At 60.3% G+C, this 21,853-nt stretch carries 26 protein-coding genes and 1 tRNA gene; 14 read left to right on the top strand and 13 right to left on the bottom strand.

The features are described 5' to 3' along the window. Positions 1-104 precede the first annotated feature (104 nt). A complete protein-coding gene (locus DBIPINDM_RS39035; protein WP_258584354.1) occupies positions 105-2,246 on the top strand; it encodes a sodium-translocating pyrophosphatase in 2,142 nt (713 codons plus the stop codon). Positions 2,247-2,323: 77 nt separating this feature from the next. Here the strand turns inward: DBIPINDM_RS39035 and DBIPINDM_RS39030 are convergent, their stop codons facing one another. The 3 genes from DBIPINDM_RS39030 to DBIPINDM_RS39020 all read right to left on the bottom strand — a co-directional run bounded on the left by DBIPINDM_RS39030 (position 2,324) and on the right by DBIPINDM_RS39020 (position 4,552). Next, positions 2,324-3,331, bottom strand: coding sequence for a glycosyltransferase family 2 protein (locus DBIPINDM_RS39030; RefSeq protein WP_258584353.1), 1,008 nt, complete (start codon positions 3,329-3,331; stop codon positions 2,324-2,326). Position 3,332: 1 nt separating this feature from the next. Beyond that, positions 3,333-3,842 carry a dTDP-4-dehydrorhamnose 3,5-epimerase family protein gene (locus DBIPINDM_RS39025; protein ID WP_258584352.1) on the bottom strand — a complete coding sequence of 170 codons (510 nt, stop codon included), beginning with the start codon at positions 3,840-3,842 and terminating at the stop codon, positions 3,333-3,335. Between the two features lie 194 nt (positions 3,843-4,036). Continuing rightward, positions 4,037-4,552 carry an outer membrane protein assembly factor BamE gene (locus DBIPINDM_RS39020; protein ID WP_258584351.1) on the bottom strand — a complete coding sequence of 172 codons (516 nt, stop codon included), beginning with the start codon at positions 4,550-4,552 and terminating at the stop codon, positions 4,037-4,039. Between the two features lie 114 nt (positions 4,553-4,666). On the opposite strand from DBIPINDM_RS39020, the gene DBIPINDM_RS39015 reads away from it, so the two are divergent. The 7 genes from DBIPINDM_RS39015 to DBIPINDM_RS38985 all read left to right on the top strand — a co-directional run bounded on the left by DBIPINDM_RS39015 (position 4,667) and on the right by DBIPINDM_RS38985 (position 9,513). Next, on the top strand, positions 4,667-5,212 hold the full coding sequence (locus tag DBIPINDM_RS39015) for a ubiquinol-cytochrome C chaperone family protein (RefSeq protein WP_258584350.1): 546 nt from the start codon (positions 4,667-4,669) through the stop codon (positions 5,210-5,212). Next, on the top strand, positions 5,212-5,760 hold the full coding sequence (locus DBIPINDM_RS39010; protein WP_258584349.1) for a YceD family protein: 549 nt from the start codon (positions 5,212-5,214) through the stop codon (positions 5,758-5,760). Before DBIPINDM_RS39015 ends, DBIPINDM_RS39010 begins: the two co-directional genes overlap by 1 nt. 113 nt (positions 5,761-5,873) lie before the next feature. Beyond that, a complete protein-coding gene (plsX, locus tag DBIPINDM_RS39005; RefSeq protein ID WP_258584348.1) occupies positions 5,874-6,944 on the top strand; it encodes a phosphate acyltransferase PlsX in 1,071 nt (356 codons plus the stop codon). Positions 6,945-6,953: 9 nt separating this feature from the next. Continuing rightward, on the top strand, positions 6,954-7,925 hold the full coding sequence (locus DBIPINDM_RS39000) for a beta-ketoacyl-ACP synthase III (RefSeq protein WP_258584347.1): 972 nt from the start codon (positions 6,954-6,956) through the stop codon (positions 7,923-7,925). Positions 7,926-8,027: 102 nt separating this feature from the next. Beyond that, positions 8,028-8,351 (top strand): integration host factor subunit alpha, encoded by a 324-nt coding sequence (locus DBIPINDM_RS38995; protein ID WP_010915609.1) that lies wholly within the window; start codon positions 8,028-8,030, stop codon positions 8,349-8,351. Between the two features lie 214 nt (positions 8,352-8,565). Then, positions 8,566-9,105, top strand: a complete 540-nt coding sequence (locus DBIPINDM_RS38990; protein WP_137929894.1) for a MerR family transcriptional regulator — start codon at positions 8,566-8,568, stop codon at positions 9,103-9,105. A gap of 105 nt (positions 9,106-9,210) precedes the next feature. Further along, positions 9,211-9,513: a hypothetical protein gene (locus tag DBIPINDM_RS38985; protein WP_258584346.1), complete on the top strand. Its 303-nt coding sequence runs from the start codon at positions 9,211-9,213 to the stop codon at positions 9,511-9,513. Here the strand turns inward: DBIPINDM_RS38985 and DBIPINDM_RS38980 are convergent. From DBIPINDM_RS38980 to DBIPINDM_RS38970, 3 genes are all read right to left on the bottom strand, one after another. After that, entirely contained in the window at positions 9,510-10,499 is a 990-nt protein-coding gene (locus DBIPINDM_RS38980; RefSeq protein WP_258584345.1) for an ATP-grasp fold amidoligase family protein, read from the bottom strand. The two genes, DBIPINDM_RS38985 and DBIPINDM_RS38980, sit on opposite strands and share 4 nt — an antisense overlap. Before the next feature lie 262 nt (positions 10,500-10,761). Continuing rightward, on the bottom strand, positions 10,762-10,962 hold the full coding sequence (locus tag DBIPINDM_RS38975) for a hypothetical protein (RefSeq protein WP_258584344.1): 201 nt from the start codon (positions 10,960-10,962) through the stop codon (positions 10,762-10,764). A 194-nt stretch (positions 10,963-11,156) separates the two neighbouring features. Next, positions 11,157-11,771, bottom strand: a complete 615-nt coding sequence (locus tag DBIPINDM_RS38970; RefSeq protein WP_258584343.1) for a hypothetical protein — start codon at positions 11,769-11,771, stop codon at positions 11,157-11,159. On the opposite strand from DBIPINDM_RS38970, the gene DBIPINDM_RS38965 reads away from it, so the two are divergent. From DBIPINDM_RS38965 to DBIPINDM_RS38955, 3 genes are all read left to right on the top strand, one after another. Continuing rightward, on the top strand, positions 11,752-11,940 hold the full coding sequence (locus DBIPINDM_RS38965; protein ID WP_258584342.1) for a hypothetical protein: 189 nt from the start codon (positions 11,752-11,754) through the stop codon (positions 11,938-11,940). The genes DBIPINDM_RS38970 and DBIPINDM_RS38965 overlap by 20 nt on opposite strands. A 107-nt stretch (positions 11,941-12,047) precedes the next feature. Beyond that, positions 12,048-12,332, top strand: coding sequence for a helix-turn-helix domain-containing protein (locus DBIPINDM_RS38960; protein WP_258584341.1), 285 nt, complete (start codon positions 12,048-12,050; stop codon positions 12,330-12,332). Positions 12,333-12,516: 184 nt separating this feature from the next. Further along, on the top strand, positions 12,517-12,978 hold the full coding sequence (locus DBIPINDM_RS38955; RefSeq protein WP_258584340.1) for a YbaK/EbsC family protein: 462 nt from the start codon (positions 12,517-12,519) through the stop codon (positions 12,976-12,978). 108 nt (positions 12,979-13,086) lie between these two features. Here DBIPINDM_RS38955 and DBIPINDM_RS38950 read toward each other — a convergent pair whose 3' ends face one another. Further along, positions 13,087-13,941 carry a hypothetical protein gene (locus DBIPINDM_RS38950; protein WP_258584339.1) on the bottom strand — a complete coding sequence of 285 codons (855 nt, stop codon included), beginning with the start codon at positions 13,939-13,941 and terminating at the stop codon, positions 13,087-13,089. Positions 13,942-14,136: 195 nt separating this feature from the next. Beyond that, complete coding sequence (locus DBIPINDM_RS38945) at positions 14,137-14,649, bottom strand: hypothetical protein (RefSeq protein ID WP_258584338.1); 513 nt, start codon at positions 14,647-14,649, stop codon at positions 14,137-14,139. 156 nt (positions 14,650-14,805) lie between these two features. On the opposite strand from DBIPINDM_RS38945, the gene DBIPINDM_RS38940 reads away from it, so the two are divergent. Together DBIPINDM_RS38940 and DBIPINDM_RS38935 are read left to right on the top strand one after the other, a co-directional pair. Beyond that, a complete protein-coding gene (locus DBIPINDM_RS38940) occupies positions 14,806-15,741 on the top strand; it encodes an IS1595 family transposase (protein ID WP_258584337.1) in 936 nt (311 codons plus the stop codon). Positions 15,742-15,988: 247 nt separating this feature from the next. Then, positions 15,989-16,276, top strand: a complete 288-nt coding sequence (locus DBIPINDM_RS38935; RefSeq protein WP_258584336.1) for a DUF3892 domain-containing protein — start codon at positions 15,989-15,991, stop codon at positions 16,274-16,276. Positions 16,277-16,392: 116 nt separating this feature from the next. On the opposite strand, the gene DBIPINDM_RS38930 is transcribed toward DBIPINDM_RS38935, so the two are convergent. Beyond that, entirely contained in the window at positions 16,393-16,557 is a 165-nt protein-coding gene (locus DBIPINDM_RS38930) for a hypothetical protein (protein ID WP_258584335.1), read from the bottom strand. Here DBIPINDM_RS38930 and DBIPINDM_RS38925 point away from each other — a divergent pair. Further along, positions 16,556-17,203: a hypothetical protein gene (locus DBIPINDM_RS38925; protein WP_258584334.1), complete on the top strand. Its 648-nt coding sequence runs from the start codon at positions 16,556-16,558 to the stop codon at positions 17,201-17,203. The genes DBIPINDM_RS38930 and DBIPINDM_RS38925 overlap by 2 nt on opposite strands. A 132-nt stretch (positions 17,204-17,335) precedes the next feature. On the opposite strand, the gene DBIPINDM_RS38920 is transcribed toward DBIPINDM_RS38925, so the two are convergent. From DBIPINDM_RS38920 to DBIPINDM_RS38905, 4 genes are all read right to left on the bottom strand, one after another. Next, on the bottom strand, positions 17,336-18,676 hold the full coding sequence (locus DBIPINDM_RS38920) for an AAA family ATPase (protein WP_258584333.1): 1,341 nt from the start codon (positions 18,674-18,676) through the stop codon (positions 17,336-17,338). A gap of 222 nt (positions 18,677-18,898) precedes the next feature. Continuing rightward, positions 18,899-18,975, bottom strand: a tRNA-Pro gene (locus DBIPINDM_RS38915). A gap of 54 nt (positions 18,976-19,029) precedes the next feature. Beyond that, positions 19,030-20,289 carry an O-antigen ligase family protein gene (locus DBIPINDM_RS38910; RefSeq protein WP_258584332.1) on the bottom strand — a complete coding sequence of 420 codons (1,260 nt, stop codon included), beginning with the start codon at positions 20,287-20,289 and terminating at the stop codon, positions 19,030-19,032. Further along, the gene (locus tag DBIPINDM_RS38905) at positions 20,286-21,821 is read right to left on the bottom strand and encodes an undecaprenyl-phosphate glucose phosphotransferase (RefSeq protein ID WP_258584331.1); all 1,536 of its coding nucleotides are present in this window, start codon (positions 21,819-21,821) and stop codon (positions 20,286-20,288) included. The genes DBIPINDM_RS38910 and DBIPINDM_RS38905 overlap by 4 nt, the downstream gene beginning before the upstream one ends. Positions 21,822-21,853 lie beyond the last annotated feature (32 nt).

Raw genomic sequence — 21,853 nt, 5'->3', positions numbered from 1 at the left:
CATACACCGATGCGAAGAGGTGGATTCCGTGCGCGGATTCCGGTCTTTGTCTCAACGGCCCAGGGAGGGGTTCTTTTGGGCCAGCAATCGAGGAAAATTCGGCAATGACCATACTTTACGCCGTCATCGCCTGCGGCTTGCTTTCTGTCCTTTACGCCATCTGGGCGACACGGTCGGTCCTTGCGTCCGATCAGGGCAATGCACGCATGCAGGAAATCTCTGCCGCCATCCGCGAAGGCGCGCAAGCCTATCTGGCGCGCCAGTACACCACCATCGCCATCGTCGGCGTGGTGGTGCTCTTGCTCGCCTGGTGGCTGCTTTCGATCACCGCCGCGATCGGCTTCCTGATCGGCGCTGTCCTGTCGGGCGCCGCCGGCTTCATCGGCATGCACGTTTCGGTGCGGGCCAATGTGCGCACGGCACAGGCGGCCTCCAACAGCCTCGCCGCCGGTCTCGACATCGCCTTCAAGTCGGGCGCCATCACCGGCATGCTGGTTGCCGGTCTGGCGCTGCTCGGCGTGTCGATCTACTACCTGATCCTGACCGGCCCGATGGGCCTGCAGCCCAATGACCGCATCGTCATCGACTCGCTGGTCTCGCTCGGCTTCGGCGCTTCGCTGATCTCGATCTTCGCCCGTCTCGGCGGCGGCATCTTCACCAAGGGTGCCGACGTCGGCGGCGATCTCGTCGGCAAGGTTGAAGCCGGTATCCCGGAAGATGATCCGCGCAATCCGGCCACCATCGCCGACAATGTCGGCGACAATGTCGGCGATTGCGCCGGCATGGCCGCCGATCTGTTCGAAACCTATGCCGTGACGGTCGTTGCCACCATGGTGCTCGCCGCCATCTTCTTCGGCGGTACCGCCGCTCTGCAGACTGCGATGCTGTATCCGCTCGCCATCTGCGGCGCCTGCATCCTGACCTCGATCGTCGGCACCTTCTTCGTCAAGCTCGGTTCGAACGGCTCGATCATGGGCGCGCTCTACAAGGGCCTGATCGTGACCGGCCTGCTGTCGATCGTCGGCCTCGGCATCGCCACGTCCGCTACAGTCGGCTGGGGCGAGATCGGCACCGTTGCCGGCATGATCATCACCGGCAAGAACACGTTCATCTGCGGCCTGATCGGCCTCGTGGTGACCGGCCTCATCGTGGTGATTACCGAATACTACACAGGCACAGGCAAGCGTCCGGTGAACTCGATCGCCCAGGCGTCGGTGACCGGTCACGGCACCAACGTCATCCAGGGCCTCGCGGTCTCGCTGGAATCGACGGCGTTGCCGGCCATCGTCATCGTCGGCGGTATCATCTCGACCTATCAACTCGCAGGTCTCTTCGGCACGGCGATCGCGGTGACGACGATGCTCGGCCTTGCCGGCATGATCGTTGCGCTCGACGCCTTCGGCCCGGTCACCGACAATGCCGGCGGCATTGCCGAAATGGCCGGCCTGCCCAAGGAAGTGCGTCACTCGACCGACGCGCTCGACGCGGTCGGCAACACCACCAAGGCGGTGACCAAGGGCTATGCCATCGGCTCGGCCGGCCTCGGCGCGCTGGTGCTGTTCGCAGCCTATTCGAATGACCTGAAGTTCTTCGCCGCCAATGGCGACAAATATCCCTACTTCCAGGGCATGGGCGAGGTTTCCTTCGACCTCTCCAACCCCTACGTCGTCGCCGGCCTGATCTTCGGCGGCCTCATCCCCTACCTGTTCGGCGGCATTGCCATGACTGCTGTCGGACGTGCGGCAGGCTCGATCGTCGAGGAAGTGCGCAAGCAGTTCCGTGAAGATCCGGGCATCATGGCCGGCACCTCCAAGCCGAATTATGCGCGTGCGGTCGACATTCTGACCAAGGCGGCGATCCGGGAGATGATCATCCCGTCGCTGCTGCCGGTGCTGGCGCCGCTCGTCGTCTATTTCGGCGTGCTTTTGATCTCGGGTTCGAAGGCGTCCGCCTTCGCCGCCCTCGGCGCCTCGCTGCTCGGCGTCATCGTCAACGGCCTGTTCGTCGCCATCTCGATGACCTCGGGCGGCGGCGCCTGGGACAATGCGAAAAAGTCCTTCGAGGACGGCTTTGTCGACAAGGACGGCGTCAAGCACCTGAAGGGCTCCGAGGCGCACAAGGCTTCGGTGACCGGCGATACGGTGGGCGATCCCTACAAGGATACCGCCGGTCCGGCGGTCAATCCGGCGATCAAGATCACCAACATCGTGGCGCTCCTGCTGCTGGCCGTGCTCGCGCACGGCTGAGCTGAGCAGTTGACACATGAAACCCGCGGGGAGCGATCCCCGTGGGTTTTTGTTTGTCTTGGATCAGGCACGGTGCTTCAGCCACCGTTCGGCTTGGCTCCGTCGCTCTCGGCGAGCTTGCGGTAGCGGGCCAGCAAGTCATCCAGTCCCGGTTCCCGTTCTGGCATAGGCGGCAGGCCGCGTATCTCACGCAGCCTGGGAACACAGGAACCACGTCCGTACTTGCGGCGAAACTCGACGGATCTCGGATGGATCCCGCACGCGGCCCAAAGCCTGCGTTTCAGATAGCTGAATTTCTTCAGGCGAGAAGGGGCCGCCGCCGCAGCAAGGATTTTGATGCGCAGGTCGTTCGGCATACGCATGCCGCTGGCGAGTTCTTCCTGCTCCACCGCCGTGTCTTCGACATAGCTGCCACTGCGCTGGCCGGAGAAGATACTGAGCACCGTCAGGTGTGGCATGGTCGCGATCACGGCCCCCTTTCGCCAGGCTCGGAAGAGCCAGTCCTGCGAACTTTCGCAGGGGCACTCGCTGGCAGGGCGCCAGGGGCCGAGCCAGCCCAGCGATGCCCGCCTGGCCATCTGTGCCGATCCGTATCCGGCTGTGATGACGGGATCGTAAAACCCGCCTTTGCCCATCCCGTAGATTAAGGTCTTGAGAGGATCGCCTTTCATCCGCGCAGGTTCGATGATGGCGCCGCGAGCGATGATGATATCGGCGCCGGTCGCATCGATCCAGCCGGTCATCGCCGCGAGATGGTCCGGAAACCAGAGGTCGTCATGGTTGAGCAAGGCGACGAACCGGCCACGTGCCCTGGCGAAGCCGATATTGTTGGGGCCGGATTGCTCGCCGAAATTGACCGGCAGGTCGACATAGACGATGCGCGGATCGGCGAATTCGGCGATGAGCGCCGCCGTGTCGGGGCGACAGGCATCGCCAATCACCAGAATTTCGAAGTCCTGCAAGGTCTGGCCCAGCACGCTGCGCAACGCCTGTCGCAAGGCGGCGGGGCGGTTGTGGGTTGCAATCACCACCGAGACGAGCGGCGCGGTCTGCCCGGTTGCATCGGACTGGCCGGATCGATCCACGCTACACCAGTCTATAGGGGATGTGATCCGTGTCCGGCGGCAGGCGCCAATGGTCCGGCGCGTCGTACGCATAGGCCTTGTCGACGAGGTTGAGCAGCAGGGCGATCTCTGGTCCGAGAGCCGTCACGCCATGCCACACGCCGGGCGGGATGACGACGATCGCCGGCCGCAACGCGCCGACGATCTTGTGCCAGACCGTGCCGAAGCTGGGCGAAGCCTTTCGGCCGTCATAGAGCGATATGCGCACACTGCCGACACAACAGAAAAGCCGATCCTGCGTGACCTTGTGTGCGTGCCAGCCGGTCACCGCACCCGGATACATCGTGCGCTGGAAGACCTGGCCGACGGGCAATCGATCGAGATCCCACTCGTCCCGGAAAACCTCGGTGAGATAGCCGTTGGACGTCGCGACCGGCCTGATTTCCTTGATCCTGACGCCGTCGATTGCCGGAGGATCGATGGCAAGCCAATCAGGTGTCACGGTCTGCCGATCGGGTGTTCCCGTGGCCATCCAGCCGTCCGATGTTACACGTTCGCCACTGCTCATTTTCAAACCCCAAAGCCCGGGGATTTGGATACGGGCTTGCCCCATTGCTGGCAAGCCGGGCCTGCCTTGGCCAAACAAAAACCCGTGAGATCGCTCCCACGGGTTTTCGGTCGCCTGAGATATGCCGCTTTCCCCGTGGGGAAGCAGAGTCTGATGGATCAGGGAGTGCCGCCGCCGGGGATGCCGGGCGCCAGCTTGCTGGCGCCGTTGATGATTTGGCTGAGGAAGTTCTGGTCCTTGCCGCCAGTCGGCGTGGTGCGCGAGATGAAGTCGAAAATCTTGCCGTCCTTCAAGCCATAATTGGCGATCTGGGTGACGCGGCCATCGGCGCCGAAATAGACCGCCAGCACTTTCTGGTCGACCAGCCTGGGCTTGTCGAAGGCGACATAGCGCTTGCGCGTTTGCGAGATGTAATAAAACGCCTCATTGTCGAAAGTCGCCGTGGTCGACGGCGTGCCAAGCGCCAGAAGCACCTGCTCGCGGCTGGAGCCGACGGGCACCGAATCGACGGCCTGCTGGTCGTAGACATAGCCTTGCGTGAGCGTCTCGCTCGGACTGAGGTCGCCGAACATCTTGTTGGTATGACATGCCGAGAGCGCCGATACGACGAGCAGCAGCGAGATCGCGCCGGCGGGCCTGGACGAGAAGGTCGACTTGAAATTCAGCGCGCGCAACAACAATTCTCCATTATATCGCCGCAACTTGCGCTGGGCCGCAAAACCGGTAAACCAGCTTGCTTGCCGATGCAACAAGGCCAATTCAACAAACGGTCCCCGGAGACCATCCCCATGTTCCAGCGCCTTTTTGGTCGCGAACGCCACGCCAACCGCGCCATCACGGACGCGCTTTACGCACAAATCGTGGCGGCGGCGCGGCAGAGTGTATTTTATTCCCACTGGAATGTGCTGGACACGCCGCTCGGCCGTTTCGAGATGCTTTCGCTGCATATGTTCCTGTTCCAGCATCGCTTGCGCGGCGAGGACGGTGTGGCGCAGGAGATCGCCCAGGTGCTGATCGACGAGTTCTTCCTCGACGTCGACCATTCGCTGCGGGAGCTGGGCATTGGTGACGTCGGCGTGCCCAAACGCATGAAGAAACTGGCGAAGATGTTTTATGGCCGCACCGCCGCCTATGATGACGCGTTGGAAAGAAACGATCGCGACGGGCTGATCGCGGCTCTTGCTCGCAATGTCCGGCCCGATGCCGGCACATGGCCGGAGGCGCCGCAATTGGCCGACTATGTCGCCGACGCCTGTCGGCAGTTGGCCGCGCAGCCGTCCGAATCAATCGTTTCCGGCACGGTGGCGTTTCCGCTCGCCAAGGGAGGTGCTTGATGAAACATGCTGATCCGCAAAGCCCAGTTTCCTTTTTCGCGAATGTCGCCCGTCTGCCGCAGAAGGGCCTGCCGGTGGTGATCGAGGCCGACGCCGCCCAGCGCGCGGCACTTGCCGAGGAGCACGAACTGCTATCGGTCGAAGCCTATCGCGCTGAACTTCTTGTGACGTCCTGGAAGCGCAATGGCGTCAAGGTCAGCGGCCGTGTCGAGGCCGATATCACGCAGGCCTGCATCGTCACGCTCGATCCCGTCCAGGCGCATATCGACGAGCCGGTCGAGGCGCTGCTGCTGCCCGAGGAGTCCAAGCTTGGGCGGCAGGGATTCGAAGGCGGTGGCGAGATCCTGCTCGATGCGGACGGCCCTGACAGTCCCGAAACATTCTCCGGTGACATCATCGATGTCGGGGCGCTTGCCGAACAGTTCTTCGGATTGGCGATCGACCCCTATCCACGCAAGGCGGGCGCGTCGCTGGATGCCGGCGGTGAGACTGAAGGGGTGGAGAATGAATTTCAGCAAAAACTGCGATCCTTGCTGGGAAAATCCTGAAAACCTCGCCCGCGACGGAAAAGTCGGTTGTGTGAAAACCCAAAACCGCTATTTTCGCCGAACCTTCGCGATCACTAAAGCGACCTGCCGCATAACCGTGAGATGAATACCGCGTGATCAGGATTTCCATCGATGCCATGGGCGGCGATCACGGACCAGCCGTGGTCATTCCGGCGCTCATGACGGTCGCCACCCGCCGTCCCGACATCCGCTTCGTCATCTACGGGCGTGAGGAGCTGGTGCGCCCAGAACTGGCCAAGTTTCCCAAATTGGCCGAGGTGAGCGAATTCTTCCACTGCGAGATCGCGGTCAGGATGGACGACAAGCCGAGCCAGGCGCTGCGCCATGGCCGCTGGAAGTCGTCGATGTGGAAGGCGGTCGAAGCGGTCAAGTCGGGCGCCGCGGACGCCTGCATCTCCGCCGGCAACACCGGCGCGTTGATGGCGATGTCGAAATTCTGCCTGCGCACCATGGCCACCATCGAGCGCCCGGCGATCGCGGCATTGTGGCCGACATTGCGCGGCGAAAGCGTGGTTCTGGACGTCGGCGCCACCATTGGTGCCGATGCGCACCAGCTCATTGATTTTGCCATTCTCGGCACCGGCATGGCGCGCTCCGTCTTCGGCATCGCCCGGCCCACCGTCGGCCTGCTCAATGTCGGCGTGGAAGAGATCAAGGGCCAGGAAGAGGTCAAGGAAGCGGGACGCATGCTGCGCGAGGCCAACATGGCCTCGATGAACTATCATGGCTTTGTCGAAGGCGACGATATCGGCAAGGGCACGGTCGACGTGGTGGTGACGGAAGGCTTCGCCGGCAACATCGCGCTGAAGACGGCCGAAGGCACCGCGCGCCAGATCGCAGGGTATCTGCGTGCCGCTATGAGCCGCACGCTGATGGCCAAGATCGGCTATGTTTTCGCCAAGGGCGCCTTCGATCGCCTGCGCGAAAAGATGGATGTCGGCCGCTCCAACGGCGGCGTCTTCCTGGGGCTGAACGGCATCGTCGTCAAAAGCCACGGCGGTGCTGATTCGGACGGTTTTGCCGCGGCGATCGAGCTCGGCTACGACATGGTGCGCAACAATCTGCTCGACCGCATCGAAGCCGACCTGGACCTGTTTCATGCGCGCAACCCGCATGCATTGTCATCCCGGAAATCCGACGTCGTTACCGACGCGAAGGAATAGGAAAGAACTTTGATCAGATCAGTCGTGCGCGGCACGGGCGCCGCGCTGCCCCGCCGCATCATGAAGAATGCCGATTTCGAGGGCATGGTCGAGACCTCGGATGAGTGGATCGCCCAGCGCACCGGCATCCGCCAGCGTCATATCGCGGCCGATGACGAGACGACGGCTTCGCTTGGGGAGGCCGCGGCCCGCGCCGCCCTTGCCGATGCCGGGCTGACGCCTGATGACATCGACCTGATCGTGCTGGCGACGTCGACGCCCAACAACACATTCCCGGCCACCGCGGTCGAGATCCAGAACCGGCTCGGCATGCATCACGGCTTTGCCTTCGACATGCAGGCGGTGTGCTCGGGCTTCGTCTATGCGGTGACGACTGCCGATCTCTACATCCGTGGCGGCCTGGCCAAACGCGTGCTGGTGATCGGCTCGGAGACGTTCTCGCGCATCCTCGACTGGAGCGACCGTTCGACCTGCGTGCTGTTCGGCGACGGCGCCGGCGCACTGGTCCTGGAAGCAGGCGAGGGGGCCGGCACGATTGCCGACCGCGGCGTTCTGGCCGCCAGCCTGCGCTCTGACGGCGTGCACAAGGACAAGCTTTTTGTCGACGGCGGACCATCCACGACAGGAACCGTCGGCCACCTCAGGATGGAAGGCCGCGAAGTCTTCAAGCACGCGGTCGGCATGATCACCGATGTCATCGAGGCGACCTTCTCGGCCGCCGGCATATCAGCCGACGATCTCGACTGGTTCGTGCCGCATCAGGCCAATAAACGAATTATTGACGCTTCGGCCAAGAAGCTCGGGATTGCAGAACAAAAGGTGGTGGTTACCGTCGATTTGCACGGTAACACCTCGGCTGCTTCCGTGCCGCTGGCGCTGTCGGTGGCCGTTGCCGATGGCCGCATCAAGAAGGGCGACCTGGTCCTCCTGGAAGCGATGGGCGGCGGCTTCACCTGGGGTGCTGTTCTGGTTCGCTGGTAAGTGCCGAACGGCCCGGTTTCGGTCCTTGACCTTGCCGGATCAATTACTTAGGCTCAGCCGTTGTTGTGCCGAATTTTATGTTTGAGCTGATGGGACGGTCGCATGGGGGGAAAGACACTTACGCGTGCCGACCTGGCGGAGGCCGTCTATCGAAAGGTCGGTCTGTCGCGCACTGAATCCGCCGAACTCGTCGAAGCTGTGCTGGACGAAATCTGCGAAGCCATCGTTCGTGGCGAGACGGTCAAGCTTTCGTCCTTCGCGACATTCCACGTCCGCTCCAAGAATGAGCGCATCGGGCGCAATCCCAAGACCGGTGAAGAGGTGCCGATCCTGCCGCGCAGGGTGATGACCTTCAAATCGTCGAACGTGTTGAAGAACCGCATCTTGCGCTCTCATCAGAACAGCAAGGCCAAGGGCGGCAAATAACCTACATTGTCCGGTTGAAAACCGGCCCCGCCATGACGCCGGGCTTGAATATTGCTTCACAAACCGCTGAAATAAGGCCCGATTCGGCAGTATGGCCGGATTGGTGTTTGGTGTATGATTCATTCCGCGCAAATGGAATGAGCTTCTCTCTTTGTTGAAGCCTGATCTCGCTGAATACCGTTCCGGGTCACGCTCCAGCGTGAGGATTTCGCCCATGGACAAGAGCCCTGACGCCTTCCGCACCATCAGCGAGGTCGCCGAAGATCTCGACCTGCCGCAGCATGTGCTGCGCTTCTGGGAGACACGCTTCAACCAGATCAAGCCGATGAAGCGCGGCGGCGGCCGCCGCTATTACCGGCCGCAGGATGTCGAGCTGATCAAGGGCATCCGCCACATGCTTTACGACCAGGGCTACACCATCAAGGGCGTGCAGAAGCTGCTGCGCGAAAACGGCAATCATTTCCTCGTCGCCATCGGCAATGGCGATATGGCCGCCGTCGAGGCGATCTCGCAGCGAAAGCAGGCCGACCAGGTGCCGCTGACGCCGGCAGCGCAGCCGCGCGGCGGCGATGATGAGCTGGTTGGCCAGCCAAGGGTCAAGCCCAGCCGCCGCTTTTTCGGCCTGGGCAAGAGCGATGAGGAAGGTCCGGTTCCGCCGGACGCGTCGAAACTCTCGCGTGACAATCGCGCGCTGCTGCAGGAGGCGCTGTTCGACCTGCTGGAATGCAAGCGCCTGCTCGACCAGGTGCGCTGACCGCCGCCAAAGGTGCTTTGAAGCCTCAAGACCGGAACCCGACTTGGGGTGAGGCGTTACGTTTCCTTCTGCAAGACATCCTTCTGCAAGACAAGGAAACGCATGATGGCATCATTTTCAACCCTTTCGGACATCGACCTCGAAAAGCAGGTCGCGGCCCTCTCGAGGGAACTCGCGGCGTTGCGCAAGGCCGTGTCAAAGCGTGGCGGCGCTTACTATGAAGACGGCCGCGATGCCGCTCTCGACACGTATTCCGATCTTGCAGGGCGTCTGCGGGATGCGATGCCGGCAATTCGCAAACAGGGCAGGGTGATCGAGAAATCGGCCCGCGACCATCCGGCGGCGGCCGCCGCCGTTGGCCTTGTGGTGCTCGGCCTGGTCGCCAGCCTGCTGTTCAGCCGGCGCTAGGCCCCGACGTCGTCATTTGCGATGCCGGCCCGGCATCTGGCGCGGAGCGCGTCGGCATAGAGGCGCACAACCCCTTTGTGGGGGCGGCGCAGGAAGGCGGATTGGTCGAGCCGCCAGAGCCGTTCGATTTCGCCGGCGAACGCCGGATTGGTGGTGGTGCCATAGCCGGCGCCGGGATAGACGACGATCTCGCCGGCGTAGAGACAATGGTCGGTGACCAGGAAGTCGATGCGGATATAGTCGAGGTTGCCGGCGATGGTTGGCGCGATCGATACCGCCTGGCGAACATAGTCCAGAAGCTGCGCATTGACGGGCACCGCCTGATCCTCGTGGGGATAGTCCGGGTCGCGCCCGGGCAATGGATTGGCGTCCCGGTCCAAAAGCAGCGAACGCTTCGCGGCTTTATCCTCGACCCAGGCATGCGTTACCTCACCGCCGCAGACATGCACTTTGATGTCGGTTGCTATCCTTGCGCCGGAGAGCGCCAGCCGCTCTTCCACGAAAACGGTGGGAACGACAGGCCAATAGGCCCATTCGCCATTGCGGCGGCCATAGCGTTTTCTCAGCCAGTGCCTCGTCTTGGCGACGATGAGGCCGTGATTGGGGGCGCCATTGGCAACGAATATGTTCATCGCGCAGCCGTGGTTTGTCTTGACGATGACATCGCCGGCCAGCAGGTCGAGAGGAATGTCGGCAGGGTCGCGCCCGGACCAGAGCGTGCGTGGCAAGGCGAGTTCGGGGCAGGCGCCGCGGATATAGGCCTTGGCCGCCAGCTTGTCGGTCAGCGTCACGAACAGCGGGTTGCGGTCGAGGATCTTTCGCCAGAGCAACAGCTCATGGTAGCGCACGGGCGCGGCCGGATTGGGCAGATAGCCCAGTTTCAGGAAGAAACGCACGACAAGGGCGGGGTGGCGAAGCGTGAGCCACAATCGGGCGACCGACAGGGCAATGCGGTCTGTCCGGGAGATATCGGCCTTGGCCGTCATCGGGGATACCTGGCCCTGTTCGCGAACGCCCTATCCGGCGCGGTGCACCGGTCAGCAACATGCCTTGCCGTATCGCGATTTGGCGCCGCGTGAAAGATTTCGCTTGTCGTCGCGGTATCGGCGCCGAAAATCCTGGGCCAGCAGGATCGTCAGGCGAAATTCGACAGGCTCGGTTTGAAGTCGGGCTGGCAGTGCACAACCACGAGAAGACCAGCCTTGAACAAGAAGCCAAGGCCAGTCTTCTCGTTGGCAGTCGGTATGCTTAGGCCTTCTTCACCATCTTCTTCACGTGGTGGTGATGATGATGGTGGTGGTGCCAGTGATGGTGGCGATGATGATGGTGGTGACGGTGATGATGATGCTTTGCCATCGGGGCGGCTTCTGCGCTGGTTGCACCGATCATCGGCACAGTGAAAGCAACTGCAGCTGCAAGCCCGAGGGCCGAGAGGAGGGATTTCTTCATGGATCGTTTCCTTCTTTCGCAGGCAGATGTAGATCGGGTCGATAGCCCGGCTGCCGCGTATCGGATTACGCTCCTGGTTTTTTTCGTCAGTATTTCCCGATTGTAGAATTTTGTTTCTGGACTGTTTCTAAGGAAGCCGGCTTCCGTCACATCTTTGCGAGGGCCGAAAAGCCGGCTCTTGCCGCCTGTTTTGGCTACATCGGCGGGATCACGCCATTGTTTCCCACCACGACGCGGCTGGAACTCAGCGTTCCGTCAGCCTCACGCTGGGCGGTAACGAAGATCGTCGCGCCCGGCTTGAGATCGGTTGGCGTGGCCGGGGCGAAGGTCACGACGGGCGTGCTGTCGGGGATCGAAATCTTCTTGGTCTGCCCGTTGTCGTAGGTCAGCGTCACGGCGCGCCCGCTTATGTCGGTGACGTCGGCCACGGTGCCATTGGTCATGCGGCTGTTCGGCTGCAGGTCCCAGGGACGGTCTCCCTCGCCAGTGCCTTTCAAGGCGGCGGGGAAAATCACCACTTCCAGGGCGCCGCTGCCGCCATCCGATTTCGAGACGGAGGCGATGCCGAGGAAATCGCCCTGCTTGATGTCCTTTTCAGAGGCGCTGGCGACGCCGGAGATCTTCCAGCCGGTATTGAGCTTGATCGCCGATGTATCGCCCTGGCGGGTTTTAACGGTCAGCAGCGATGGCTCGAAACTGACCACCGTGCCGCGCACGCGCAAAGGGTCCGCCGCTTGAGCGCCGCCTGCAGCAGCGACGGAAAGGCTGGAGATCGCGCCGAGCACGACCATGAATGTCTTGAAGTTCATTGCAGAGATCCTTCTGGGAACGGGCCGGCTGGAACCGGATGGCTTTCACGCCGGCGCATCAGAACAACGAACAGGTGGGCTGAAACCTCCGGGCAAAAAGGTGCCGGGGTGTTCAAAAGAACTTGATGGCGCGGGTGAGATCGCCTCGCAGGCATTCGGTTCACGATAGCGTGACGGCCTTTGGCTCTTGGCAAATCGCTGGCGAGCGGGCATGTTCCTGCTCGTCTCAGGCAACACTCCATTTTGATCAAACGCTTTCAGCCACCGGAGTTGCCAATGCCCAACAATGCAAAAAGCCATGCCCTCTCCGAACCGTTCGCCAGCGAGATCGGGCCGGATTACACCACCCTCAGAGCCATGCGGGAAACCCGCGGATACAGCGTGGAAGAGCTTTCCCTGACCTGCGGCCTGTCGGTCGAGGAGATCGAGGATATGGAGAACGGCCGGGCGGCCGATCCGTCGAAGCTGCGTCGTATTGCATCCGCGCTTCGCATGCCTCAGGACACTCTCATCGCTTCCGCCACACCGACGCCGGCCGCACAGGGCCGACCCCTGGCCTAGACCAGCACCAGGCATGCAGGAGAACCCGCCAAGGCCCGCTTGGCGGGTTTCTTGTTGACACCACGGCGTTATCAGGCAGGCCGGACTTGCCGATTTACAGATCGCACGTGTTTATACCTGCGGCATCCAAATCTGCGCCAATTGCATCCGCCGTGCGTCGGCTTTGAATCGTGGGTTTTCTGATATGAGCCTGGACTCTGTTCGTGCCTTCTTCGCCGCCCATGCGCCCGATATCGAGGTCATCGTCACGCAGGCGAGCTCGGCGACGGTGACGCTGGCGGCGGAGGCGCATGGCGTGCTGCCGGCGCAAATCGCCAAAACCATCTGCCTGCGCGTCGGCGAGCGCACCATGCTGGTCGTCACCAGCGGCATCGCCAGGCTGGACAACCGCAAGTTCAAGGACCAGTTCGGCGGCAAACCGCGCATGCTGGACGCGGAGGAAGTCGTCGCCGCCACGAGCCATCCGGTCGGCGGTGTCTGCCCCTTCGGCCTGCCGTCGCCGCTGCCGGTCTACTGCGACGTGTCGCTGCGCGAATTCAACGAGGTGGTGCCTGCGGCAGGCGCCACCAACGCGGCGGTACGGATTGCACCGCAGCGGATGGCCGAGATTATCGGTGCTGAATGGGTCGATGTCTGCCAGGGTTAGGTGACACTTATCATCATAGAGGCGTGTTTGCTGGGAAGCCGGCAAGCTTGGCCGTGTCACGGGCCTGCAGAGCGGGGCAGCCAACATTCTCGATCAGCCGCAGGCAGGTCAATCTGCCACCGCGGCAGTGGCTGTTGGCGGGTCGGCGGGCTGCCCGGATGGAGCTATTGGTGCGAAAACAGGGAACTCACTGTTCTCATAAAATTTCCTCATCGCCGGTCCGATGCCATAGGTAACCTGTTCTCCCAGGCTGATAAGGTTAGGGATCATCTCGCGGATGCCTTTGGCGAGGCTCTCAAGTTCCATCTCCAGTGGCGCCAAACGAGAGACGTCTGCCTCTGTCAATCCCGACGTGATAACGCCGTCTGCGGCCGTGATGTGATGCGTAATGTAACTCTTAACGAGATCCCGTTTTTCGCTGTACACCTTGACCACCTCGATCAGGTTTCGATGCTGCATGAAAAGCGTGACGGCAGACTGCATAAGGCCACTGTTTTTTGCGGCGATCAGAGGCGACAACTCAGCAGCATCGACGTCATAAAGCTGGTAGCTTCCAACAATCGGCAGAATACGCTTCCATAGAGGTTGCGATGTCAGATTCCGGTCGTTCGCGTCTGAAAGTGACGAATCGATTGACCGCTGGATGGCAACAACATCGCTTAAGATCAAGGACGCCTTCACCATCAGGCGGAGAGCGTAAGATTGCTGCTCGGCGTTTCGAGCTCGAATGTCCCTGTCCAGAGTTTCCTTCGATGTCTGCCTTGCAAGCACGAGAGCCACGAATGCGCTCATACCGGATCCCAAGACCGCACCACCGAAGCCACTTAGCAACGTCGCATATTCAGCCGTCGATGCGATTCTGTCGGCCAAGAAAGCAAAGATAACCGCTCCTGACATCGCCCCGAAAACGCCGACGGAAAGCAGCTCGACAACAGAATTTTTGACTGTAACAAGCTTCTGCATCTTCCCCACCTTACCGGAAAATCGGTCATCCAATGTGAAACAATGCCTGTGCGGCTACCAGACAAATACCCTGACCAGTTTTGGAGCGATCAATTGGTCAGGACTGTCGGGCTAAGTCGCTGATTTTCTTTAGTTCGGGCACCGGAAATTCAGCAGAGGACCCTCTGACCGTTGCTCAAGAACCGCGCCTGGCTTTCAATTCGCAGGCGGAGCTTTCAGGCATTGCGGGCACAATTCCTCGACGACAATTCCGGCGTTGATGAGAGCCTGGCTATGATGGGAATAGTCGCTGTCAACGGAATTGACTATTGGAGAGCCGGCAACCGATGCAGCCAAGGCTACAAATTTTCGATCGGCCTTATCAAATTTCTTTAGTGCCTCGTCGGCAGGAAAAGCGGTGTAGACCCGCGCAGCGTTTTCCTCCAGCGGCACGATGCGAACTTTGGATGGATCGTATTGGCGATCTGACAGATGCCGCAAGAACGCATCTCCGGTGCCAGGCATGCCACTCCCGCTGAGTTTGGCTCGATAAGCCGACATCACAGCGCCTGCCTCGTCCAGCAGCACGATCTCGCCTTTCACGATCTCCTCCAACCGATTGATCGAAGCGAGGATGCAGGCATCGTCTGCTTGCGGCGCAAGTCGTTGAGTTGCCGATTTCGTCGCCTCATTGGCGACGATCGGCACGTTCTCGTCGACAACTATCACGATCCGCTCATTCGTTTCAGAATTGCCGCCTTATCCCGAGCGGCAATCTCGCCGAATTGGTCACCGAAGAAATCGGGCGGCCAATTTTCGGCAATTATCGGCTTGACGTACCACGGCTCACTTTGATAAGATTGCCTCAAATTCAGAGGCAATCCCATGAAACTCACCGACCCGATCTACACTGACGAGAACAAGGCCCGCGAACACCTTGAGAGCCTTCATTGGCCCCATGGTCCGAACTGCCCGCATTGTGGCAATGCCAATCCGGACCGCATTACCAAGCTTCAGGGCAAGTCCACTCGTCCGGGCGTCTACAAGTGCAAGGAATGCCGCAAGCCATTCTCCGTGACGGTTGGCACCCTGATGGAGCGCAGCCACATCAAGATCAACGTCTGGCTTGCCGCGATGCACCTGTTGACCGCATCGAAGAAAGGCATGTCCGCTCACCAGATGCACCGCATGCTTGGCATCACCTACGAAAGCGCTTGGTTCCTCTGCCATCGCCTTCGTGAAGCCATGCGCGACGATCCTAAGTCGTCCGGTCCGCTTGGCGGCAAGAACAAGGTTGTCGAGGTTGACGAAGCCTATGTCGGCGGCAAGGCAAAGAACCGCGCCCACCGCAAGCCCGCTCCAAAGAAACCCGTCCTTTCGCTGGTCGAGCGTGACGGGCGCGTTGCCTCATTCCATATTGCCAATGTGACCGCCGAAACGGTGCGCCCGATCATCGTGACCACCGCCGACCGCGCCAGTGCATTTATGACTGACGAGAGCACCGTCTATCCGAAGATCGGCAAGGAATACGCCAGCCATGGCACCGTGAACCATTCGGCAAATGAGTATGTCCGCCTTGGCAGTTTCATGCACATCAATACCGCCGAGAACTTCTTTTCGATCCTTAAGCGCGGCATCAATGGCGTGTATCATCAGGTGAGCGAAGCTCATCTGCACCGCTACCTTGCCGAGTTCGATTTCCGTTACAACAACCGCGTCGGCCTTGGCGTCACCGACACCGAGCGCTGCGAACGTGCCATCAAGGGCATGGTCGGCAAACGTCTGACCTATCGGCGGGTTGACGAAGCCAGTCACGCCTAAGCAGAAGGCGCGAAAGCTTCTCCGTTTAAGGAAACGAAAAGGGAACAAAAAACCGTGTGGGAAACCCTGAAACGGGGGACTCCACGGTTGATTTGGCCTTAAAGTTGGAAACGGCGGTGATTCGTAGTCACCGCCGTTTGATGCAACCCAGCCACAGGACGGCTAGGCACATGTTCAATCGCCAAACTAAACCTACCGGTGATTCCGTCAAGCCGTCCTGTGGCCCCACACAAGGACTTTTTCTAACATGGCAGGACGTTTTCAAATCAAGTGCATCAACAAGCCTAATCGCGACAGTTCCGTCGAGCACATAACCCACGTTGGCGATGCTGGAATCCCGTGGAAACTGCCCGTCGAGGTGGTTATCGCTCGGATCGAAAGCAGCGGCCCAGACCACGAAGATTTTTACGTTAGGGTCGGGACCATAGAAGCCAACGTAATCGTTGTCAGCCCCGCTGGGCACCGGAAGCACATCCGCACCACGCGGGATTCGACGGTGCGGGATAACCTGCTGAGCCTTCCTGAGTGCCAGTGATCATGGCGTAAGGCGACTTTATGCCGCCCGGCTCCAGTGCCCACTCAAGGGCTTGCTGGGCGGCATAGAGTTCACCGGCACGATCGCCACCTACGGCAATTGCAGCGCGAATCCGGTCAATCTCTCTTTGAATGAGGCTCATCGCGCTTTCCGTTCGCTGATTTCTTTTCGTTTGGCTTGCCGTGCTTGGGCTGTGGCGGCGTATTCAAGACGCGCTTCGCCAACTCGTCGCGGCGCTCGTCGGCCTTATCCTGGTCTTTGTCTTTAGGAGATTCTGTCATGAACCAGTCCGCTGTAGAAAAAGCTAAGGGGCGACTTCGCGTTGCGCAAAAGGCGCTGGCCGCATTGCGGTCCAGTCGCACTTTTGATGACTTCTCTGATAGTTGGTATGTGGTCCTGACATCCTCCAAGAACGTTTATACCGTTCTGGAGCAAGGGGCAAAGGGATCGCCACAGTCGATGCAATGGCTTGGATCCAAGAAACAAGTCCGCAAAAGCGACCCCCTGCTTCAATATATGTTTGAAGCTAGAAACGACGATGAACACGGGCTCGGCTCTGCCGTGCATCTCGAACCTGAACGACACGACATCGGTATTTCCGGCGAGGGCGACAGCAATTCCATCCGCCTTGACGGCGGACCGTTTCGCGATGTTGTCATGACTAATTTCGCAACAGCGATCGGGTTTGTGGGAGGCCCGCCACCTGCCGACTTGCGAGTGACATCTCTTGATGGGAAACCCGTTAAAGTTCGGCGTACACCATCGACCACAGTTCTGGTTCCCATAAGTGCAAGGGGCGACCGAACATACAATCCCCCGACCCACCATCTTGGTGTTCCACTCCAATCAACGTCCCCGGTCGCCGTAGCCGAACTAAACGTCACTTATCTAGAAGGGCTGGTGGCCGAAGCCGAGAAGCTTGCATAAGCCATCGCGCGGTAGATCGACTCTAACATGTGCCGCACATCACCGTCATATTGATGCTGGCGGAACTCGTCCAATCCCGCATCAATCATTTCAGGTGTGACATCAATCAAACGCTCACCTAGTGCCGGCCTGTCACCACGAATCATAGGACTTAATTCCTTGGTACGTCAAGCCGATAATTGCCCAATTTTCGATGGAGCCAAAGAGGTTAACCTCAAGTGGTTCCAACGACGACGCGCCATTCTTTGATTGTGTGAAGTACATCTTGACGTCTCGGGGCGTCAATTCGGGGTAATTTGATTTGGCACCTTCGGCAATTCTGCGCAGAATCCGTTGGAGAATATGTTCGCTATGACTCTCGATAATAATTTGTATGCCACGAACTTTGCTCGCCGTGATGATCACGTCTGCAAAAGCGGATTGAACGGCCGGATGGAGATGAATTTCCGGCTGCTCAAGAATCACTGTGGATCCTTTGGGAGCGTAGTAGAGCAAGACGAGAGCGGGCAATATTTGCGAGATGCCGAAGCCGACGTCTGTTATCAGCGTCTCGGCAGATTTCGAGTCGCGTCGGACGAAGGCGCGATATAGGCCTGATCCTGCCGCAACTTCCTTTACCTCGAAGCTCTCAATGAGGCCCATTTCTTTGAGCCACCAAGCGACCATCTCCTGAAACGGTCGTAGGCGCGACTTGGGTTTGACGTTGCGCTCCTCGTTGTGTGCTGTGGCCGCCAGAATCGCGTCGATTGTCCGCTCGCCCCGGCGTCCGACATCGACCGGCGTGGAACCGGCCCAAATGTATTGTCGCTTCGGGAAGTCACGCAGAGGTCCCAGATGGACGATTTCGTCCATCTGCTGGACATACGCAGTTTCGAACTCACTCAGGAACTGCGAGTTTTGATAATAGGTTCGAGCCTGATCGGGAAATGCATGAGACTTGGTGGGGGCCGGCAACGTCCACACTCGGCCGGGAACGCGTATGAAGCGGAAGTCGGCGCCTGATGCACTCAGATGAAACTCGGATCTGTTAGGATCTCGTTTGAGTTCGAAGTGCGCTCCCGAGAAATCGTATGACAGATCTTCTGCGACAACGGCTTGATTGCGAAGACCAACCTCCGATGAAATGGAGAGGTCATTGCCTCGCAAAAGAACGTCAATTCGCTTTCCCGACGGGTCTGAAATCTTGATCTCGTCCTTGGCCGACCAATCAAGTTTCCAACGGATTCGCGATTCCAGATCGTGTCGGTAGACCGCGGCTGGGAAAGATCCCAAGTCGACCAGGGAGTCGTCACCACCAAAATCGAGAGCCAGGTTCCGGTCGGGCGAGTCCTTCGTTTGCTTCAGCATCAACAGGAACTGGATGATACTGCTTTTGCCAGACGAGTTCGCGCCGAAGAAGGCGGTAATCGGAGCGAAATCGACAGTCGCTTCACGCCATGATTTGAAGTTTTCGAAATGAAGTCTTCTGAGCATACACCATCCCCCGGTCTGCTGCGGATGGCATCCCCGACCGTGCAGAGGAGCCAACTTTGAGTCAGGCCATCAAGAAAGGCAAGGTGCCGCTGGCTGATTCGGATATCATTCAGGATTGCCGGGCGAAGCGAGAGCCAGCGACTATACCCCGCTTGTTACCCTGGGCGCTTGTCTGCGGCATCTGCTCGGCAGGACTTTGGGGATAAGTCCTTTGTTGTAAAATGGTCGGAGTGGCCGGATTCGAACCGACGACCCCTTGACCCCCAGTCAAGTGCGCTACCGGGCTGCGCTACACTCCGGACCGGTCGCGATGTATCGTGATAACCCCGTTCGGGTCAACCGAAATTCGGCGTTTATCGCGCGATCGGCGATACGCCCGGAAATGCCGGCTGCAACAGCCGCTGATGGCGGTATTCCAGCGCGATCGCACCCCAGATCAGGCCGAGCAGCAGATACATATGACGCCAGTGGTCGATGTCGATGAAGGTGCCGAGCCCGATATTGCCGATGAAGGCGACATAGGCGCACAGGAGATAAGGCTGCCACGGCCGGTCGCGCAGCAGGATGCGGAACCCGGCTGCTATGGTCCAGCCGACGAGCGTCAGGAACGACACGAAGCCGAGCCAGCCATAATCCATCAGCATTTTCAGCCAGATGTCGTGCGTGTCCTCGCCGAACATCTTGCCGAAGACCAGCGGCCCGATGCCGAACGGACGCTCCATCGCCATCTGGAAGCCGATTCCATAGCGGGCGAAGCGCCCGAGGCGGGCGGTGTCATAGCTCTGTTCGAGATGCGCGCGGTTGGCGAACATCTCCGACACCCCGGGCAGCTGCAGGATGACAATGATGGCGATCGTCAGCAAGGACAGTGCGGCGATGGTCATGATCACCACGCGCAGCCGGAACTTGCCGCTGGCGCTTTGCAGGAACAGGCAGCCGGTGAGCAGCACCGCCGACACGGCGAACATGCCCCAGGCGCCGCGCGAGAAGGAGAAGAAGATGCCCAATGTGATGGTCAGCAGCGGCACCGCCAGCAGCGGCATGCGCGAGACCGAACCTGTCAGGATCAGATAGAGCAGATAGATGCCGGGCAGCACCAGGAAAGGCCCAAAAACGTTCGGGTCCTGGAAGGCGCCGGCGGCGCGATCGTATTTGGTGAACATTTCGGCGCCGGGAAAGGCGTGAAAATAGCCTGCTATGCCGAGCAGCGAGGTCGCCACCGCCGAGACGGCATAGGCATTGAAGATCAGCCGGTAGAGGCCTGGCTGCGTGGCGGTGACGGATGCGAAGAACACCGCGCTGAAGGCGAGAAACAGCGATACGGAGAGATAGAGCGGCGTGAAGGCGAGGTCCGCCATCTGCGTCATGGAAATCATGCCGCCAATGTTCATCGTCACCAGCAGCACCAGCAGCGGCATGGCCGCGCGCGAAATCCGCAAGCCGAAGAGCGCCCAGATGGCGATCAGCCCGGCCATGTAGATTTCGTAAGGCGCCGGCTCGCTGATGACGAAGCCGGACAGAAGGATGCCGAACACCACCGCACTGGAAGAAATCAGCGCGATCAGCTTGGCGTTGACCGCGCCCAGTGGCAGCTCGTGGGAAATCGCGCTCAATAGGCGTTTTCCGTGTTGAGCAGCCGGATCGGCGTCAGGAACAGGATTCTGAGATCGAACAGCAGTGACCAGTTCTCGATGTAGTAGAGGTCGTATTCCGTCCGCATGCGGATCTTCTCGTTGGTGTCCATCTCGCCACGCCAGCCGTTGATCTGCGCCCAACCGGTGACGCCGGGCTTGACCTTGTGGCGGGCGAAATAGCCGTCGACCACCTCGTTGTAGAGAAGGTTGTGCGACTGCGCGGCGATCGCATGCGGGCGCGGGCCGATCAGCGACAGCGAGCCCAGCAGCGAATTGACGAACTGCGGCAGTTCGTCGATCGAGGTCTTGCGGATGAAGCGGCCGACGCGGGTGACGCGCGGATCATTCTTGGTCACGGTCTGCTTGGCGGTCGGATCCGACCGGTCGGTGTACATCGAGCGGAACTTGTAGACCTCGATGATCTCGTTATTGAAGCCGTGCCGCTTTTGCTTGAACAGCACCGGTCCCTTGCTGTCGAGCTTGATGGCGATCGCGGTCGCCAGCATCACCGGCGAGAAGACGATGATGCCGATTAGCGAGAAAACGATATCGAAGGCGCGCTTGGCGACCGAATCCCAGTCATTGATCGGCTTGTCGAAGATGTCGAGCATCGGCACCGAGCCGATAAAGGAATAGGCGCGCGGACGGAACTGCAACGCGTTGGAATGCGCCGACAGCCGGATGTCGACCGGCAGCACCCACAGCTTCTTCAACAGCTGCAGCACGCGCGTTTCGGCGGTCAGCGGCAGCGACACGATCAGCATGTCGATGCGGGCGATGCGGGCGAACTCGATCAGTTCCGAAATGGTGCCGAGCTTGGGATAGCCGGCGACGATCGGCGGCGAGCGCTTGTCTGAGCGGTCATCGAAGATGCCGCAGATGCGGATGTCGTTGTAAGGCTGCTTCTCGACCGAGCGGATCAGGACTTCCGCCGCCTTGCCGCCGCCGACGATGACGGCGCGCCGCTCCATGCGGCCATCGCGTGCCCAGCGCCGGATCAGTCTCGACATCACCAGCCTGAGGCCGAAGAGGAGGACGAAGCCGACGACGAACCAGGTGCCGAACAACAGCCGCGAATAGTCTTCCGACATCTTCATGGCAAAGGCCGTCAACGCCATCAGCGCAAAAGCGCCGGCCCAGGCCAACAGGATCCGGCCAAAATTGGCGATCGGCCGCATCAGGGAGACGACCTGGTAGCAGTCGGTGACATCGAGCAGCACCACGGCGAGAAACGACGCGGCGGCCATCGTCACCGGATATTGCCAGGCGAGGTAATTGAAGAACCCGACATAGTAGAAATAGACGCACAGCCCCGAAAGGAACAGCACCCCGAATTCGACCATGCGCAGGACGCCGCTGACCATGATCGGCGACATCGTATCGCGCCGGTATTGCGATGCGACCTGTCGGGCAACGTCATTCATGCCGCCGGGCGCATTGCCATCGGTAGGGCCGTCGAATTTACGCACCGCTTCAGGTGAAAAGCGGCGCGCGGGATCGATCTCATTCATGGAACAGTCCGCAAGCTTCCCCAGGGTGAATA

The sequence above is a fragment of the Mesorhizobium sp. AR02 genome, from assembly GCF_024746835.1.
GTDB lineage: Bacteria > Pseudomonadota > Alphaproteobacteria > Rhizobiales > Rhizobiaceae > Mesorhizobium.
This window is presented reverse-complemented; position numbering and strand designations above follow the sequence as displayed.

What these genes read in the sequence shown, in the direction of transcription:
- DBIPINDM_RS39035 (WP_258584354.1), top strand. Translation starts at nt 105, where the DNA reads ATGACCATACTTTACGCCGTCATCGCCTGCGGCTTGCTTTCTGTCCTT.
- DBIPINDM_RS39025 (WP_258584352.1), bottom strand. Translation starts at nt 3,842, where the DNA reads ATGGCCACGGGAACACCCGATCGGCAGACCGTGACACCTGATTGGCTT.
- DBIPINDM_RS39015 (WP_258584350.1), top strand. Translation starts at nt 4,667, where the DNA reads ATGTTCCAGCGCCTTTTTGGTCGCGAACGCCACGCCAACCGCGCCATC.
- DBIPINDM_RS39010 (WP_258584349.1), top strand. Translation starts at nt 5,212, where the DNA reads ATGAAACATGCTGATCCGCAAAGCCCAGTTTCCTTTTTCGCGAATGTC.
- DBIPINDM_RS38995 (WP_010915609.1), top strand. Translation starts at nt 8,028, where the DNA reads ATGGGGGGAAAGACACTTACGCGTGCCGACCTGGCGGAGGCCGTCTAT.
- DBIPINDM_RS38990 (WP_137929894.1), top strand. Translation starts at nt 8,566, where the DNA reads ATGGACAAGAGCCCTGACGCCTTCCGCACCATCAGCGAGGTCGCCGAA.
- DBIPINDM_RS38985 (WP_258584346.1), top strand. Translation starts at nt 9,211, where the DNA reads ATGGCATCATTTTCAACCCTTTCGGACATCGACCTCGAAAAGCAGGTC.
- DBIPINDM_RS38980 (WP_258584345.1), bottom strand. Translation starts at nt 10,499, where the DNA reads ATGACGGCCAAGGCCGATATCTCCCGGACAGACCGCATTGCCCTGTCG.
- DBIPINDM_RS38975 (WP_258584344.1), bottom strand. Translation starts at nt 10,962, where the DNA reads ATGAAGAAATCCCTCCTCTCGGCCCTCGGGCTTGCAGCTGCAGTTGCT.
- DBIPINDM_RS38965 (WP_258584342.1), top strand. Translation starts at nt 11,752, where the DNA reads ATGAATGTCTTGAAGTTCATTGCAGAGATCCTTCTGGGAACGGGCCGG.
- DBIPINDM_RS38970 (WP_258584343.1), bottom strand. Translation starts at nt 11,771, where the DNA reads ATGAACTTCAAGACATTCATGGTCGTGCTCGGCGCGATCTCCAGCCTT.
- DBIPINDM_RS38960 (WP_258584341.1), top strand. Translation starts at nt 12,048, where the DNA reads ATGCCCAACAATGCAAAAAGCCATGCCCTCTCCGAACCGTTCGCCAGC.
- DBIPINDM_RS38955 (WP_258584340.1), top strand. Translation starts at nt 12,517, where the DNA reads ATGAGCCTGGACTCTGTTCGTGCCTTCTTCGCCGCCCATGCGCCCGAT.
- DBIPINDM_RS38950 (WP_258584339.1), bottom strand. Translation starts at nt 13,941, where the DNA reads ATGCAGAAGCTTGTTACAGTCAAAAATTCTGTTGTCGAGCTGCTTTCC.
- DBIPINDM_RS38940 (WP_258584337.1), top strand. Translation starts at nt 14,806, where the DNA reads ATGAAACTCACCGACCCGATCTACACTGACGAGAACAAGGCCCGCGAA.
- DBIPINDM_RS38935 (WP_258584336.1), top strand. Translation starts at nt 15,989, where the DNA reads ATGGCAGGACGTTTTCAAATCAAGTGCATCAACAAGCCTAATCGCGAC.
- DBIPINDM_RS38925 (WP_258584334.1), top strand. Translation starts at nt 16,556, where the DNA reads ATGAACCAGTCCGCTGTAGAAAAAGCTAAGGGGCGACTTCGCGTTGCG.
- DBIPINDM_RS38930 (WP_258584335.1), bottom strand. Translation starts at nt 16,557, where the DNA reads ATGACAGAATCTCCTAAAGACAAAGACCAGGATAAGGCCGACGAGCGC.
- DBIPINDM_RS38920 (WP_258584333.1), bottom strand. Translation starts at nt 18,676, where the DNA reads ATGCTCAGAAGACTTCATTTCGAAAACTTCAAATCATGGCGTGAAGCG.
- DBIPINDM_RS38905 (WP_258584331.1), bottom strand. Translation starts at nt 21,821, where the DNA reads ATGAATGAGATCGATCCCGCGCGCCGCTTTTCACCTGAAGCGGTGCGT.